Source organism: Cobetia crustatorum (genome assembly GCF_000591415.1).
GTDB classification, from domain to species: domain Bacteria; phylum Pseudomonadota; class Gammaproteobacteria; order Pseudomonadales; family Halomonadaceae; genus Cobetia; species Cobetia crustatorum.
The window spans coordinates 1-15,443 of the sequence record NZ_JEMF01000077.1; the positions used below are offsets into that span (position 1 = coordinate 1).

Consider the following 15,443-nt stretch of genomic DNA (forward strand, 5'->3'; position numbering starts at 1 on the left):
CAACTGAACTACCAGTCCACTTTGAAACAACTCAACATCGGGCGCATGACAAACGAATATGGCGGACTGGACGGGACTCGAACCCGCGACCTCCGGCGTGACAGGCCGGCATTCTAACCAACTGAACTACCAGTCCACGACAATCGCTTGCTTCTGCTAACGAACCAGGCCATTTAATCAAGTAACGCCTTGATAGGCAATAACTTTTTTTCAAATGGTGGGTGGTACTGGGTTCGAACCAGTGACCCCCAGCTTGTAAGGCTGGTGCTCTACCAACTGAGCTAACCACCCCTGTCTCGTTGGCGCTGCATTCTACGTAATCCGGCACATGAGTCAACACTTTTTTTACAGGCACTTCTGCGAGCACCCTACGACAGAGTATTGATAAGACTGAGATTTCCGGACATACATCCCTGTACGCCAGCAGCCATCAGCCTTGCGCCATTTTTCTGACATTAGGTTGTCGTAATCGAGAATAAGTCTTCCTCTGCGCTATTGACACGCTCTAGCCCAACGCAGGGTGATGAGCGAGCACATGAGCTGCCGAGGCAATTAATCGCTGCTGTGTCTCACCACTGGAGCGACGCGGTTTGAAATCATGCTCACCATCTTGCAACCAATGCAGTGTGACTCGCTCAGGTAGTGCATACCCTTGCACATCTTCCTGTGTCCCAAAGGGATCACGTGTGCCCTGACAGATAAGCCCGGGCATATCGATATCAGGCAGATGCGCAATCCGTAGCTTTTCCGGCTTCCCCGTAGTGGAAGGGATAACCCAATGCATACCAGCCAATCGGCGAGCACTCGAGGCAACGCTCTGGCATCGGGCCTGCCAGCGCCTGCATCAAGTGAGATGCCACACGACTTCCCATTGATTTACCTCCGACCAGCAATGGCACACCCCCTAACGCTGCCAGGCTCGGTGCAAGCGCCTCGCACCACTGGGCCATTTCATCGATCAGACCCGGTAAACGTGGCGGTGGGCGACGCTTCCCCTCTCGGCGCATTTGTACGAGATAGCCAAAATCAAACGCCAGCCACGCCATTCCCTCGCGAGCGCAAGCAACACCGAACTGCTGATGAAAGCCCGTCTCGCGCCCTGCACCTGCACCGTGGGCGTGCAGCAAGATGGCGCGCCGAGGGCTGCCATGAATCTCCAGTGATCCCAGCGATGCTATCCAGCCTCGCCACGGTCCGCGCTCAATCAACTCAACCTCTGACAGCGTAATCCGCATGGCCAGCTCGATAGCCACTTCCTCGAGCGACGCGGGACAAAAGCCCTCCTGCTCATAAGGGAACGGGGCCTCAGCCATATTGGACGCATCTCGATCTTCGTCCGATGATGAAGTAACAGGGGGCAAGCGGTGTACTCCTGTGAATTCGGGCCGACGTGTGTCGACCGACTGACTGATCGCCGGGATCTCTTGTGTAAAAGCAACAAAAAAGAGAGGACGCCTTCAGACACTATCGTCTCGCGTGATGTATGCCACCGCCAGCGATGCACCTTCGTTCATCGCCTGATGAGGCTCTGACATGAGTACAGCACCTGATGCTTCACTCTCTCACCACAAGGTGATCCGCCAGTTGGCGCTCATGGCCATGCTGTGGGGGGGGCTCAGCCTCTGCCTCGCGGTCTGGCTGTGTGCCGTGCGGCTATGGCCAACTCTAGACCTTCAGCTGGCCTGGTTGAGCTACGGTCGTCTCGCTCCCCTGCAGACGCATGCACTGCTCTATGGCCTCGGTGGTTCGGCATTGATCGCCAGTATCTTTCACGTCGCCCAGCATACTGCACAGCATCCGCTCTGCTCTCCACAGCTGGTGCGGTTCGCGTTACTCGGATGGCAAGGCGTCATCGTGCTGGGTAGCCTGGCGCTGATGGCCGGATTCTCTTCTGGCCATCTCATGGCCGAGTATCCGTGGCCGGTTGATGTTCTGATGACGCTCGTCTGGCTCGCAGTGTCCTGGATATTTTTCACCACACTCGAGCAGCGCAGTATCCGCCGTCTACCGGTGGCCTGCTGGTTTATCATCGGCTGCCTGGTGATGGTGCTACTGAAGCATGTCCTTGCCTCATTGACTCATCCCATCAGTCTCGTGCTGGCGATACCGCTATATACCGGCAGCCTGGATGCTCTTTTACAACGCTGGCAGGCTGGCCCATTGCCCGGCGGCATGTTCGCGCTGGGGTTCATCGGCATGCTGTATCACGCCCTACCGAGACAGACGCAGCGGCCGCTATACTCTCACCGACTGGCCATCGTCAGTTTCTGGAGCCTGGTGCTGCTGCTGACATGGGGCGGCGCACCACTGCTCTTCGCTAGTCCCTTGCCCCAGTGGAGTCAGACGCTAGGTATGGCGATGGGTATCGTACTGCTGGCACCGGGGCTCGCACTCAGCATCAATGGCCTGCTGACGCTGAATGGTGACTGGCAATCAATGCGGCGTGATCCGCTGCGATGCTTCATGGCTGCCGCGCTTGTCTTCTATGGCCTTGCGGTGTTGGAACAGACGCTACTGTCGATTGCGCCGCTTAACGCATTGACCTTCAGCGCTGCCGGCAGCCTCTCTCCGGCAAATGCACTCGGTGCCATGGCGATGATATCGGTGGCCATGCTCTACTTTCTGCTTCCTTATCCGCGACTGCCTCATCGATTTTCGACACGCTTGATCGCCCTGCATGCAAGCCTGGCCATCGTTGGCACCTTGCTGTGTGTCGGCGCCAGTTGGGCGACCACACTGCAGCAAGCTGAGATGTGGCATGCATTGGCCGCGGATGGCAGCCCGCAATATGCGCTTGACGAGATACTGGCGACTGCGCGCACTCCGATGCTGGTTACATTGGCAGGCCTGAGCTGTTGGGTGATGGGCATGTTGTTGATGGCCGCCAATGTCGCACAGGCACTGGCTAACTCTTCAACAGTTCGAGAACTGTCACGCGGAGGACATCCCGCATGAGACATGTGCTGCTTGAACGTCACGCCGGGCTGATGACAGCGCTGTGCCTCATAACGATGAGCCTTGGCGCCTTGGCCCAGTTGCTACCACTGGCTTTCAGACCACGCTTTCCACTCCATCCGATGGGCTGAAGCCACTGGATGCGCTGGCGCTGGAAGGGCGCGACATCTACCGCCGTGAGGGTTGTCAGCAATGCCATACGCGGGTGGTGCGCGATCTACCCGGCGACTACGCTCGCTACGGCGCGGCCCAGACATCAAGCGACCTCGCGTTCGATCGCCCTTCCTTGTGGGGCAATGCTCGCCATGGGCCAGACCTGAGTCGTCTACCCTCGCAGCATGACGAGGCCTGGCAGCGAGTTCATCTGTACTCCCCTCGTACCAAGGTGCCTGATTCCTCGATGCCCGGTTATCCGTGGCTATTCGAGCAGGCACTGACCGGCCAGACCATTGCGGCCCGCATGCGTAAGTTGCAAGCGCTGGGGGCGCCCTATCGCGATGACGAAATTCTCGCCGCGCCCAGCAAGGTACGCGGCGTGGCTGAAGCCACTGCATTGCTCGCCTACCTGCGTCACTCCTCTCAAAACCACACCTCGTCAGATACAGCACTAGCCGCATCAGGACAGACTGAAGAATCAAGAAAACAGACAGGAGATACGCCATGAGCCTACTGGGAGGCGCCGACCTGGCAGTGTTCTGGAATATTTGGGTAGGTGTTATCAGCCTCGGCAGCCTCGCGCTGTGTGCATTGCTACTCTTCGGCTGTCAGGCACGCCACCAAGCGAACGCAAGCGACCCTGAAGGCGATGGCCCACCAGAAGAACATCGCATCGACGGCGTGCATCAGCCAGACACGCCACTGCCACGCCTTTGGAGCCTGCTATTCCTGATGACCCTACTCACTGCCCTCGCAATACTATTAGGTGCGAGTTAATGAGCCAGGATGATGCATGAGGCAAGGCGTCGCAGCTTGCCTATTGCCCTGTCAGTGCGCCTAACGTTGTGAATATCAAATGCCGTATGCTGCACGACAAAATAAGCCAAAACTAATATAGTTGATAAGACTCACGGCACTCATTGGAGGTCGCCCCACTCAGGGCCCTCTGATTGAAGGAGGAGTGGAAACGGAATCCCCCTCAGATATCGTGCTGTGCTCGGACGCCCCCATCAGAAGCTCGCCCCCACGGGTTTCGACGCTATGCCCCAGGAGAGTCACCATGACGGCCAACGCACTGGCATCTCATCGACTACGCGCACATGAAGCTCGCTGCCAGACCTGCTCGCTCAGTTCACTGTGCCTACCGCTGGCGCTGAACATGGAAGCCATTGATCAGTTTGATGCCATCATTCGCAGGCGCGCACCACTCAGAAAGGGCGAAACACTCTTCACCCAGGGCGAGACTTTCGACTGCGTGTTCACAGTGCGCTCGGGCAGTCTGAAACAGATCACGACCGAGAACAGCGGCGCAGAGCAGCTCACCGGCTTCTATCTTCCCAGTGAGCTGGCGGGATTGGACGCCATCGATAGCAATTGCTACTCCGGCACTGCCGTAGCGCTGGAAACGACCACTGTGTGCGAGATCCCTTTCGATCGTCTCAACGCGCTCTCCGAGCAACTTCCCGAGCTACGCACTCAGATTTTCAAGAGCCTAAGCAAAGAATTGCACGAAGATCGCCGCATGATGATGCTTTTATCGCGCAAGACTGCCGATGAGCGTCTGGCCAGCTTTCTGGTCAATCTCTCGCAACGCTTCCGCCGCCGTGGCTATTCGCCCTACAGCTTTCGGCTCTCGATGGCACGTGCTGATATCGGCAGCTATCTGGGGCTTGCAGTGGAGACAGTCAGCCGTATCCTGACTCGCTTCCAAACCCAGGGACTGGTAGACATACAGGCGCGCGAGGTGCACATCTTGCACCTGGATGGCTTGATCGAGCTGGCGGAAGGTGAGTGTCAGGGCGGACGCTAAAGACACACTGATCAAGCCCTCCCAACTGCTTGCCCCTGAAACGCCGAGGCCCGCCACGATATCGTGACGGGCCTCGGCGTTTCAGCATGTTGACCACTCTCGATGCACCAGTGGCGAACGTGCGCGCTAGCGGTTCTGCAACCGGTTGTAATCCAGCAGTCCAGATTCCACCGGGCGATCAGCGTAGTTGCCACGCAGTACGCTGTCCGAGAACTCCCAGAAGCGCGGGTCCGTACGTCGTATCCCGACATCAGCCATCAGGGCACGATAATCGTCCTCATCCTCGAGCGCCGCGACACGCTCCGCCAGGCCATCGAGCCTTTCGGGCGTCAGATGCCAGAACGCATTCGGATAATCTCCTGCCACGCCACGCAACACATCGAGTGAGTCTTCCTGTGGACGACGATTGGCCGCCTCATCGAACAGGCTGGTGATATTGGCATGTGCCGAATTGCGCAAGACACTGAAGAGCTGCGGGCTACCACCATCACCGCCATCCAGTGCGATGATCGTGACTTCTGGCATCAAACTGGCCGCGAAGCCTCGCACGGCGCTCAAGGCCTCAAGCTCGTGACGCACGAATGTATTCTTGACGTTACTCAGACTTCTGCCTTGCTCAAGTTCAGGCGCCAAACGCTGATGCATACGCGTCATCAGCGCCAAACGCTGATGCATACGCGTCATCAGCCCCAACCGAGCCTGTTCTGGTGACGACAGCTCTTCTGGCGTCCAGACGATGCCACTCGGTGCATCGAACTGTGGCGGCTTCTTGAACAACAGCCCCTCCAACCCGGAACCCACATCGCGATACCAACTATCGTGCACGGCCTGTCGTTCGCCGGCCGGCAGTAGCGCCAGAAAGTTGCTCTCGCCTTCCATGCGCAGAAAATCCATGTACAGCCGCGTGATCAACTGATGACCAAGGTTGCCGTAGACATCGAAGCCAGCGACCAACAGATAATGTATCCGCTCCAACATCGGGTAATCGATGATCCAGGCTGTCTTGGGGGTACTGCCGACCAATCCTTTCATCACCGCGGCATTATCGAAGTGGCGATAAATGGTCAACGCAGCATTGGGGTTGTGCTCACCGCCCGGCCCGTCAGCCCACCCACTGCCATCCCACATGACTCGCGTATCCAGACGCAGGTTACCGTCGGCATAAGCTTGGTCATCAATGCCTGTTTGGCCTCTAGATAAGCCGTCTGCTTGCCTTCAAACTTGATCCAGGAGCTGATAGGTAGCGCGTTGCTGCTCTGCGCTGCGGGCAGGCTAAGGTTCTTGCCTTCTCGCGCCAGAGTGCGCTCGACCTCCGGACGACTGAACAGGTCCGGGTCCGTGAAACCGACCCAGAAATGATCATTGATCACGTCCACCGCCACCTGCCCACGACACACCGGCCCCTTGATGAAGCCCATGATGGTGTTCTGCGCCTCATCGAGCATGAAGCGATAGCGCGACTCGGCCGGGATCGCCTCGAAGGTCAAGAAGGGATTCGAAGCCGTCTTGAGATCGTAATCCGGCAAATCATCCACCGCGTATTGCGGCGTGAGGAACAGAGCTTTCCAGCGTTCGAGACGCGCCTCGCTTAGCGAGTAAGGCAAATGATTCTTGGCCAGAATCGTGGCGCGCTCCTGCCACAGCCGGTAGTAAACCCGCGGACGGCCAGCGTCATCATGCGGCATGGTCAGGCGGGCATCACCGGGATAGGCGGTATAAGGCGCATCGTAAGGACGACGGGTGGAAATCCGCTGCAGCGGTTCGCCCGGCGGTGTGCTGGAACGCACCAGCTTGAAGAAGATAGGGCGACCATCAGGACCATTGATGCCCGGAAAGTACAGGTGTGTCAGGAAGAGGTGCTCATAGATATAACGGGTCATCAGCCGTTGCTTGAGACTATCACCGTTAAGGAAGGCCTCTACCTTTTGAAGGCGTGGCGCCAGCGACTTGGGCAACGGGATCGGCCCCGTCATCAGTGAACCCTGCGCAAGCCAGTTCACCAGCGTGCGGTGCTCTTCATCACTGATTTGTGGCAGCGCATAAGGCATGCCCCAGTCGGGATGGTCTTCCGCGAAATCGTCATAGCGTTCGACGGGGGCACAGACCTGGCTGCGATTGAGCGAGAGATCAAAGCGGTCTTCAGGCAGCAGGCCTTCGTCCGTCACGGGCAGTGGTGCCTTGCGCTTCTGGCTCAGTGCGCGGAACAGCGTACTACCTTCCAGATTGGCCTCAGGCGAGTCCACGCGCTCATTGAGCACCGGCGAGAAATTCATGTTGCGCCATTTCTCGGTGGTATCGGCATCCTCAAACATACGCGTCAGGTTAGCCGCCAGCAGGCGCGTGCCGTCATAGACCGGCGCAGGATTCATTCCGCGATCAATCCCCGCTGCCGAAGACATCTTGAGCTGACAAGGCGCGTCGTAGCAGCCATGACAAACGACGCAACGCGTCTCAATGACTGGCTTGACCTCACTCTCCCACTGACGACCAGCAAAGCTGTCATGTGACACTTCACGATTGTGTAGCGAGGGGGTACCGAAACGTGCATCCAGTTGTTGCAGGGCAACGGCGCTGCATCCACCAAGCAGCAGTACCAGCAGAACGCTCCAGCGCCAACGCGGAACGCGCCACAGGCGTCGAAGTAGACTCAGCATACAAAAACTCCAATCAACAGAAGCAAAGGGCGTAGAACACGACCTTGGTTGGATATCTGCACAGTATGCCACACGCTGTCTAACGGTCCTTCGCCAACGTTGAATGAGGTGCGTGTGATTTTTTTTTAGTCAACACGCATCCGATATAAAGTCATCGGCGTAAGACTGAGTGACCCGCCTAGATTGCCTGACCGGCGCGGTAGATCGCGATGAGCCTTAATAACTAATTAAATAATGACGGGCCTGGCCCGCAAGGAAACCATCATGACCATGAAGAAGACCGTAACCGCTGTCACTTTCGCTGCCGCAGCTGCCGCACTTTTCTCTACCGCTGCACTAACCTCCATGTCGGTTCAAGCCGGTGATAACGCCGTGAAGTGCTCTGGCGTCAATTCCTGCAAAGGCACCTCCGACTGCGCGACTGCCAGCAGCGCCTGCAAGGGCCAGAACGCTTGCAAGGGCCAGGGCTGGTCTTACACCGCCAGTGCAGAATCCTGTGCCGGTGAAGGTGGTACTGTCATCGAAGGTTAATCCTGACGATAACCGCTCCATCACCTCCATGATGGAGCGGTACAGCCGAAGGGCTACAACGGGAGGACGGCTTGCCGTCCTCCCGTTTTTGGTTCTGGACTTGAAAGGAGCACGCGTATGCCGGTCACTCATACTTCACGCCACTCCACTCCTGCCACGAATGACATTGGCCAGGGGCTAGGGCTGCGCCCGGAGTACTATCACGAGATTCTCACAACCCTGCCGGACATCGACTGGTTCGAAGCCATCAGTGAAAACTACATGGGGCCAGGGCTCTCTGATGCCGGTGGCTTGAGCGCAGGCGGCAAGCCGCTGCACTTCCTCGAACGCATCAGAGAACACTACCCCATCGCACTGCACGGGGTTTCGCTGTCCATCGGCGGAAGCAATACGCTGGATACGCGTTATCTATGCGAGCTACGCGCGCTGTGCGATCACATTGAGCCGCTGTGGGTCTCCGACCATCTATGCTGGACCCGCACCGGTGCTCACCAGTTCCATGATCTGCTCCCGCTGCCCTATACCGAAGCCACCATCACGCATCTGGCCGAGCGCATCGATCAGGTCCAGAACGCACTTGGCCGCCAGCTACTGCTGGAAAATGTCTCCAGCTACCTGACATGGCAGCCCGATGAGATGAGCGAGTGGGAGTTTCTCGCTGAAGTCAGCCAGCGCGCTGACTGCCTGATTCTGCTGGACCTCAACAACATCATCGTCTCCAGCTCCAATCACGGTTTTGACCCTCTGACCTATCTGGATGCCATGCCCTCTGAGCGCGTTTGGCAGCACCACCTGGCCGGACATACCCAGCAATCGGTTTCCGGTGGTGAACTATGCATCGATACGCATGATCAACCAGTGCCTGATGCGGTATGGCAGCTTTACGATGCAGCACGCGAGCGCTTTGGTGAGGTTGCCACGATGATCGAGCGTGATGACAACTTTCCGCCGTGGGCAGAGCTGATGGACGAATATGCCGAGCTACGCCGTCGCAGTGGCCGTCCTCTGGGCGACACGACGAACAATGGCTTCTCAACTGACAGCCGCATGGCAGGAGGCCTGCACACATGAGCGACTCGCCCTCTACTGCCTTCACGCGCGACGATCTCATGCGCCTTCAGGAGGTCACTGGCGCCTTTCTCAGCCACCCGACACACGAGAAGCGTGACGCTGCGGCACAGCCAGTGGTCAGTGATGCACTCGCAACCGCAGAGGAACGCCTCGGCATCTATGCCACAGCCTATCGCCTGCGTCTTTTCGAGGTGCTAGGCGGGGACTTCGAAGCAGTACATACATTGATCGGCGATGATGACTTCGCCGCATTATGTCGTGATTATCTGACCACTCATCCGCCGAGTCATTATTCGATCCGCTGGGCCGGCCAACAATTCCCCGCCTTCGTGGCGCAGCGTGAATCTGTACTGCCCGTCGTGCGCGAGATGGCTGAATTTGAGTGGGCACTAGGGCTAGCACTGGATGCCCCTGAAGCACATTACCTCAGCGTGGAGACGCTTCAGCAGCTCCCGCCCGAGGACTGGCCAGCTCTCCACCTCGCCGCGCACCCCTCACTGTGTCGCCTCGACTTTCATCACGACACGCCAGCGCTCTGGAAGGCCATCGACAATGACGAGCCACCGCGTGCACCAGTACAGTCGGAGACCATCGTCGCATGGCTAGTATGGCGCCAGCCCACCGAGGCAGCGCCGGAGGTACACTTTCGCTCGCTCGCGCCTCTCGAAGCCCTCGCTCTCGATGCGATCATCGCCGCAGATGCCACCGGCCTGAGCTTCGCCGCCCTCGGCGAGCTCTTGACACCGGAAGTCGGCCCGGAAGAGGCGCCCGGACACGCCATCAATCTACTGATTCAGTGGCTACCCGCTGGCATGCTAGTGCAGCCTGCCGCACTCTCCACATTCTCCGTGCAAGCCGACTGAGCCTTGCCCTGACATAGCTCACATGACGCTATACATGACAGGCATGCTCGAAAACCGGACAATAGCGACCGGCTGCCCTTGGTAGCCGGTTTTTGCCTTCTTGCCACCCTGATGTCTTGCCATCCTGACGTCTTGCTGCCGTGATGCCCATGCCCCGTTCTCCAGACGCCCCGAATTCTGACGCGCCTTCTTCTGACGTGCTTTCCATTGATCTGATCGGCGATGGCTTGGTCGGCGATGACCTGATCGACAATGATTTCGAGGCAGCGCCGCCACTGGATATCCTCTATCAGGATGACGTGCTGGTCATCGTTCTCAAGCCGTCCGGCCTGCTGGTGCATCGCAGTCCGATTGATCGCCATGAGACAGAATTCCTGCTGCAGCGACTACGCGATCAGATCGGCCAGCACGTTTTCCCGGTACATCGCCTCGATCGCCCAACCTCCGGCCTGATGGTCTTCGGCCTTTCACCGAGCAGTGCACGCAAGCTGAGCGCCGCCTTTGAAGAGCAACTGGTCAGCAAGCGCTATCTGGCGGTGGTACGAGGAGTTGCGCCGGAGCATGAGCGCCTCGACTACGGGTTACGCAAGGAAGATGGCCGCCTGCCGAAGGCCCAGATGCCAGAACAGGATGCCATCACCGACATCCGCCGCTTGGCACAGGTCGAGCTACCTGTCGCGATTGACCGCTATCCCCAGTCGCGCTTCTCGCTGGTGGAAGCTCGCCCGCTCACCGGCCGCCGTCACCAGATTCGTCGCCACCTCTCGCGGCGTGGCTACCCCATCATCGGTGACGCCAAGCATGGCAAGGGCATCTACAATCGCTACTTCGGCACGACGCTTGAGTGCCCACGCTTGTTATTGGCGGCCGTTGGCCTGGAGCTACCGCACCCCGATGGCGGCTGGCTGAGCCTGTCGTGCCCGCCACAGGGCGCCTATGAAGCTCTGATGGCTCGCTTCGGCTGGCTGGGGCACCTGCCTGAGCGATACGCCAAGCATTTGCCCGAGCGCCCTGCCGTGCGCTGGACAACCCCGCCTGCAAGCGACCTGTCCGACTGAGCCTTCCTGTTCCCTTGAGAATCACGAGCCTGCGCATGACCACATCACCTGACGACACCTTCGCTGATTCCTCCACATCCCCCGCAGCGGTGACCTCCACAGAGACATCCGCCAGCGAGCAGATGCTGGCCGGTTTTTTTCCAGCCGGCGATGACATATCAGCGACAGATGACTACGACTTGCGCTTTGGCGGCATCCGGCGTCTGTATGGTGCAAGCGCCTTCGCGCACTTCCGCTACGCACATGTTGCCGTTATCGGCGTAGGTGGCGTCGGCAGCTGGAGTGCCGAGGCACTGGCGCGCTCGGGCATCGGAGAGCTGACGCTGATTGATCTCGATGACGTCTGTGTGTCGAACGTCAATCGTCAGCTGCATGCGCTGGATGGCCAGATTGGACGCCCCAAGGTCGAGGTACTAGCCGAGCGCTGCCGTCTAATCGCTCCACAGATCAAGGTGAATGCCATCTCGGCTTTCGTGTCGGCAGACAACCTTGGCGAGCTGATTCACGATGAACTGGACCACGTCATCGATGCCATTGACAGCGTACCCGCCAAGACGGCGCTGATCGCCTGGTGCAAACGCCGCAAGCTAGGCTTGACCGTGACCGGCGGTGCCGGTGGCCAGCTTGACCCGACGCGCATTCAGATCGCAGACCTTGCGCGCACCGAACAGGACCCCCTGCTCGCACGCGTTCGCTCTCTGCTGCGCCGCGACTATAATTTCAGCCGTAACCTCAAGCGCCGTTTCGATGTCGAGTGTGTCTACTCCGATGAGCAGCTGACCTACCCCGGTGCCAATGGTGAGGTCTGCGCCAGCAAGCCCGGCGATAGTGCCACGCGCCTTGATTGCGCAGGCGGCTTCGGTGCCGCCACCTTCGTCACCGGCAGCTTCGGTTTTGCGGCTAGTGCTCGTGCACTGGCACGCATTGCCCGACGCGGTGCCAAGGCCACGCCTGCTGACACTACCGTCAATGGCCATTCAACCACTGACGAAGCATGAGCATTCAACGTCTCGCGCCAGCTCACCTCTGCAAGGAAATCATCATGTCTGATTTGCCCCCCATGCCGCCGCTACCGGAGAATCGTCCCGTGCCGGGGCTCTACCGTCATTACAAGGGTGCACAGTACGAGGTGATCGGTACTAGCCGCCACAGCGAGACCGAAGAGCTGCTGGTGGCCTATCGTGCTCTCTACGGTGAATGTGGCCTGTGGGTGCGACCACTGAGCATGTTCATGGAAAACGTCGAGGTTCAGGGCGAGTCCGTCCCGCGCTTCGCGCTGGTCACGCCGTGGTCCTGCTAGCGCACGCAAGCACGCCAGCGAGGCACAAACGCCCCTGCGGTATTACTGGCGCGCCCGAGCACAGCTCATAAGCTGACCGACCGGACAGGTACATGCCGGCCTCCAGGGGCAGTGCTATACTGCGCCGCTTGTTTTTCCAGACATACGCATTGAGTCGGTGACGGGCATGATCTGCCCCGCCGCCTCGGCCACGCCCACACAGCGCGCTGATCGTCTGATACAGCAGACGCTGTGAGCTGGTTCATACCACGTCAAGAGCGGAGGAAGCATGAGCGCACTGGTTGGTGTCATCATGGGATCGAAATCGGATTGGGCGACCATGTGCCATACGGTCGAGACCCTGGAAGCCTGGGGATCGAGCATGAGGTCAAGGTTGTTTCTGCCCACCGAACGCCCGACCTGTTGTTTGACTATGCCGATACCGCAGCGGAGCGTGGCCTTGAGGTCATCATCGCCGGTGCCGGTGGTGCAGCTCATCTGCCAGGCATGTGTGCTGCCAAGACCTGGCTGCCCGTTCTCGGCGTGCCGGTACAGTCCAGCATGCTCTCGGGTGTCGACTCGCTGCTCTCCATCGTGCAGATGCCGGCTGGCATTCCAACCGGCACTCTGGCCATCGGCCGCGCCGGTGCAATCAATGCTGCCCTGCTCGCCGCCAGCCAGCTGGCCAACAAGTATCCGGCCATTCGTACTGCTCTGATCAACTTCCGTGCCGAACAGACCGACCGGATACTCGACAATCCGGACCCGCGCCCCGATGCGCCCAGCCTGACCCTCGGAGGCGAGTGAGCCATGAGCCAGCCGTTCTGCTTCGGTATCGTAGGCGCCGGCCAGCTGGGCCGCATGCTGGCTCAGGCCGGTGCGGCCCTGAATGCCCGCTTCACCTTTCTTGATCCTTCCGATGATCCCTGCGGCCGCGCTCATGGCCATCATCTGAAGGCGGATTGGCAAGATGGCGCGGCGCTGGCGCAGCTGGTGTCAGCGTCTGATGCCATCACCTTCGAGTTCGAGAACGTACCCTCGGATGCCGTGACTACCCTCGCCGCCAGCCGCCCGACCTATCCGCCTGCCAAGGCACTTGATACGGCACGTGATCGCTGGAGCGAGAAATCGCTGTTCATGCGTCTGGGCATCGAGGTACCGCCATTGGCGCTGGTCGACAATCAGGCAGATCTTGACGCTGGCGTTGCGACCATCGGACTACCTGCCGTGCTCAAGACGCGCACGCTGGGTTATGACGGCAAGGGCCAGAAAGTCCTGCGCGAGATGGCTGATGTCGCAGGCACCTTCGCAGACTGGGCAACGTGCCGTTGATTCTGGAAGGGTTCATCGCTTTCGATCATGAAGTCTCGGTCATCGCCGTACGTAGCCGTGACGGTGAAACCCGTGCATGGCCACTGTCACGCAACGAGCACCGCAGCGGCATTCTGCACTGCGCCACACCACTGGCAGAGCATCCGCTGCAGAACGTGGCCGAGGCGGCCGCCTTCAACGTGATGCACGAACTCGACTATGTCGGCGTGATGGCCTTCGAATTCTTCGTGGTCTCCGACGATGCTGGGCAACACCGCCTGCTGGCCAACGAGATCGCCCCGCGGGTGCACAACTCGGGCCATTGGAGCATTGAAGGTGCCGTTACCAGTCAGTTCGAGAACCATCTGCGAGCCGTCGCGAATATGCCCTTGGGCGAAACGAGTCTGCTGGCACCGTGTGCGATGCTCAACATCATCGGACGCATGCCAGCGCGTGACGCCGTGCTGGCCGTACCAGGCACTCGCCTGCATGACTACGGCAAGGCACCACGTGCAGGGCGCAAGATCGGCCATATCACGGTGTTGGCGGCCGATACGGCAAGCCTCGATGCACGCATCGCTGCCGTCGAAGCACTGCTGGTCAATGATCTGGGCAAGTAACCACCTGCCAACATTGACCACGCACAAACGAAACGCCCCCGCTGCCATTGGCAACGGGGGCGTTTTCATTCAGATCATTTGATCAGCCAGCGACTGACACTCGATCAGTCGATCTCGTGGTGAATCTGCTTTTGCAGGTACAACTCGATCCCGACTTTCTCGATCAGACCCAACTCGGTCTCCAGGTGATCAATATGCTCTTCCTCGTCATCAAGGATCTTGCGGAACAGATCACGTGAAGTGTAATCGCGCACCTGCTCAGCGTAGGCAATCGCTTCCTTGAGATCTCCGTGAGCCTGATGCTCTAGCGCCAAGTCACACTCAAGCATTTCCTTGGTGTTCTCACCGATACGCAGCTTACCGAGGTCTTGCAAGTTAGGCAGGCCCTCCAGGAACAGGATGCGCTCGATCAGGGTGTCAGCGTGACGCATTTCTTCGATGGACTCGTCATATTCCCACTTGGCCAGACGCTTGAGGCCCCAGTCCTTGTACATGCGCGCATGTAGAAAGTACTGGTTAATGGCGACCAGTTCATTGGCCAGTATCGTGTTGAGATGTTCATTGATCTTGGGATCACCTTTCATATCGCCATTCCTCTCTTATCTGTCTGTTGGCTTACCGGCATGACGCCAGTGTCAGGGTGCCATCAGGGCATCAGTACAAAACGCCCTGCTCATCATGTCAGGCAAGTATGACCCAATTACACGTATTTTTCGAGACATAGCAACAAGTTATCGACTTTTAGGCGCAAATGGTAAGGATTGGTATCCGCGTTGTCATGTGAGAATAAAGCGTAACGAGCGCATTCAAACCAAAACGCCGCGAGATATATGCTTGGCCGCGGGCGTTTAATAAAGACTTCGATGATAAGGACGAACGATGAATCAGACAGCGTAGGCGAGATCTTCCAACGGCATCATTTCGCGAGTCACTGCCTCGCGCGTGATGGTCTTGGCCATGCAGGCACACTTGCCACACTGGGTCGCGCATCCGGTCTGCTCACGGACTTCACGGAGCTACGTGCTCCCTGCTGCACGACTTCGCGTATTTTATGGTCTGACACACCCTTTGCACAGACAGACGTACATGGCTCACCTCATCGCTCCGAGTGAGACAAATGTAAATGATTCGCAGA

The 15,443-nt window shown here is 58.7% G+C and carries 17 protein-coding genes, 2 tRNA genes and 2 pseudogenes; 13 read left to right on the forward strand and 8 right to left on the reverse strand.

Features of this window, described 5'->3' with window-relative positions; genetic code table 11:
* Positions 1 to 59 precede the first annotated feature (59 nt).
* The 4 genes from BF12_RS0114350 to BF12_RS21775 all read right to left on the reverse strand — a co-directional run bounded on the left by BF12_RS0114350 (position 60) and on the right by BF12_RS21775 (position 1,313).
* Positions 60 to 136, reverse strand: a tRNA-Asp gene (locus tag BF12_RS0114350).
* Between the two features lie 79 nt (positions 137 to 215).
* Positions 216 to 291: transfer RNA gene (locus tag BF12_RS0114355), tRNA-Val, on the reverse strand.
* Positions 292 to 505: 214 nt separating this feature from the next.
* Complete coding sequence (locus BF12_RS23755; protein ID WP_345917424.1) at positions 506 to 784, reverse strand: alpha/beta family hydrolase; 279 nt, start codon at positions 782 to 784, stop codon at positions 506 to 508.
* Positions 720 to 1,313 (reverse strand): alpha/beta family hydrolase, encoded by a 594-nt coding sequence (locus BF12_RS21775; RefSeq protein ID WP_051511031.1) that lies wholly within the window; start codon positions 1,311 to 1,313, stop codon positions 720 to 722. The genes BF12_RS23755 and BF12_RS21775 overlap by 65 nt, the downstream gene beginning before the upstream one ends.
* A 220-nt stretch (positions 1,314 to 1,533) precedes the next feature.
* Here BF12_RS21775 and BF12_RS0114365 point away from each other — a divergent pair, with 220 nt between their 5' ends.
* The 4 genes from BF12_RS0114365 to fnr all read left to right on the forward strand — a co-directional run bounded on the left by BF12_RS0114365 (position 1,534) and on the right by fnr (position 4,921).
* On the forward strand, positions 1,534 to 2,955 hold the full coding sequence (locus BF12_RS0114365; protein ID WP_024952870.1) for a cbb3-type cytochrome c oxidase subunit I: 1,422 nt from the start codon (positions 1,534 to 1,536) through the stop codon (positions 2,953 to 2,955).
* 43 nt (positions 2,956 to 2,998) lie between these two features.
* The gene (locus BF12_RS20355; protein WP_051511032.1) at positions 2,999 to 3,619 is read left to right on the forward strand and encodes a cbb3-type cytochrome c oxidase subunit II; all 621 of its coding nucleotides are present in this window, start codon (positions 2,999 to 3,001) and stop codon (positions 3,617 to 3,619) included.
* A complete protein-coding gene (locus tag BF12_RS0114375) occupies positions 3,616 to 3,888 on the forward strand; it encodes a hypothetical protein (protein ID WP_024952871.1) in 273 nt (90 codons plus the stop codon). The genes BF12_RS20355 and BF12_RS0114375 overlap by 4 nt, the downstream gene beginning before the upstream one ends.
* 283 nt (positions 3,889 to 4,171) lie before the next feature.
* On the forward strand, positions 4,172 to 4,921 hold the full coding sequence (gene fnr / locus BF12_RS0114380) for a fumarate/nitrate reduction transcriptional regulator Fnr (RefSeq protein ID WP_024952872.1): 750 nt from the start codon (positions 4,172 to 4,174) through the stop codon (positions 4,919 to 4,921).
* A 126-nt stretch (positions 4,922 to 5,047) separates the two neighbouring features.
* Here fnr and BF12_RS22495 read toward each other — a convergent pair whose 3' ends face one another.
* Together BF12_RS22495 and BF12_RS22500 are read right to left on the reverse strand one after the other, a co-directional pair.
* Entirely contained in the window at positions 5,048 to 6,049 is a 1,002-nt protein-coding gene (locus tag BF12_RS22495; protein WP_051511034.1) for a fatty acid cis/trans isomerase, read from the reverse strand.
* On the reverse strand, positions 5,986 to 7,575 hold the full coding sequence (locus BF12_RS22500; RefSeq protein WP_051511035.1) for a fatty acid cis/trans isomerase: 1,590 nt from the start codon (positions 7,573 to 7,575) through the stop codon (positions 5,986 to 5,988). The genes BF12_RS22495 and BF12_RS22500 overlap by 64 nt, the downstream gene beginning before the upstream one ends.
* A 264-nt stretch (positions 7,576 to 7,839) precedes the next feature.
* On the opposite strand from BF12_RS22500, the gene bufA2 reads away from it, so the two are divergent.
* From bufA2 to BF12_RS23235, 9 genes and pseudogenes are all read left to right on the forward strand, one after another.
* Positions 7,840 to 8,106 (forward strand): BufA2 family periplasmic bufferin-type metallophore, encoded by a 267-nt coding sequence (bufA2, locus tag BF12_RS0114390; RefSeq protein ID WP_211242470.1) that lies wholly within the window; start codon positions 7,840 to 7,842, stop codon positions 8,104 to 8,106.
* A 117-nt stretch (positions 8,107 to 8,223) separates the two neighbouring features.
* Complete coding sequence (gene bufB, locus BF12_RS0114395) at positions 8,224 to 9,177, forward strand: MNIO family bufferin maturase (RefSeq protein WP_024952874.1); 954 nt, start codon at positions 8,224 to 8,226, stop codon at positions 9,175 to 9,177.
* The gene (locus tag BF12_RS0114400; RefSeq protein ID WP_024952875.1) at positions 9,174 to 10,040 is read left to right on the forward strand and encodes an HvfC/BufC N-terminal domain-containing protein; all 867 of its coding nucleotides are present in this window, start codon (positions 9,174 to 9,176) and stop codon (positions 10,038 to 10,040) included. Before bufB ends, BF12_RS0114400 begins: the two co-directional genes overlap by 4 nt.
* 149 nt (positions 10,041 to 10,189) lie before the next feature.
* The gene (locus BF12_RS20365) at positions 10,190 to 11,098 is read left to right on the forward strand and encodes a pseudouridine synthase (RefSeq protein ID WP_084488134.1); all 909 of its coding nucleotides are present in this window, start codon (positions 10,190 to 10,192) and stop codon (positions 11,096 to 11,098) included.
* A 122-nt stretch (positions 11,099 to 11,220) separates the two neighbouring features.
* Positions 11,221 to 12,096, forward strand: a complete 876-nt coding sequence (gene tcdA / locus BF12_RS0114410) for a tRNA cyclic N6-threonylcarbamoyladenosine(37) synthase TcdA (RefSeq protein WP_051511038.1) — start codon at positions 11,221 to 11,223, stop codon at positions 12,094 to 12,096.
* Positions 12,097 to 12,140: 44 nt separating this feature from the next.
* Complete coding sequence (locus tag BF12_RS0114415) at positions 12,141 to 12,398, forward strand: DUF1653 domain-containing protein (protein WP_246116443.1); 258 nt, start codon at positions 12,141 to 12,143, stop codon at positions 12,396 to 12,398.
* A gap of 268 nt (positions 12,399 to 12,666) precedes the next feature.
* Positions 12,667 to 13,184 (forward strand): annotated as a pseudogene (purE, locus tag BF12_RS20370) (5-(carboxyamino)imidazole ribonucleotide mutase).
* A gap of 3 nt (positions 13,185 to 13,187) precedes the next feature.
* Entirely contained in the window at positions 13,188 to 13,709 is a 522-nt protein-coding gene (locus BF12_RS23230; protein WP_282705513.1) for an ATP-grasp domain-containing protein, read from the forward strand.
* Positions 13,700 to 14,308 (forward strand): ATP-grasp domain-containing protein, encoded by a 609-nt coding sequence (locus BF12_RS23235; RefSeq protein WP_282705514.1) that lies wholly within the window; start codon positions 13,700 to 13,702, stop codon positions 14,306 to 14,308. The genes BF12_RS23230 and BF12_RS23235 overlap by 10 nt, the downstream gene beginning before the upstream one ends.
* 104 nt (positions 14,309 to 14,412) lie before the next feature.
* On the opposite strand, the gene bfr is transcribed toward BF12_RS23235, so the two are convergent.
* Together bfr and BF12_RS23720 are read right to left on the reverse strand one after the other, a co-directional pair.
* On the reverse strand, positions 14,413 to 14,892 hold the full coding sequence (gene bfr / locus BF12_RS0114430) for a bacterioferritin (protein ID WP_024952879.1): 480 nt from the start codon (positions 14,890 to 14,892) through the stop codon (positions 14,413 to 14,415).
* Between the two features lie 300 nt (positions 14,893 to 15,192).
* Positions 15,193 to 15,396 (reverse strand): annotated as a pseudogene (locus tag BF12_RS23720) (bacterioferritin-associated ferredoxin).
* Between the last annotated feature and the right edge of the window lie 47 nt (positions 15,397 to 15,443).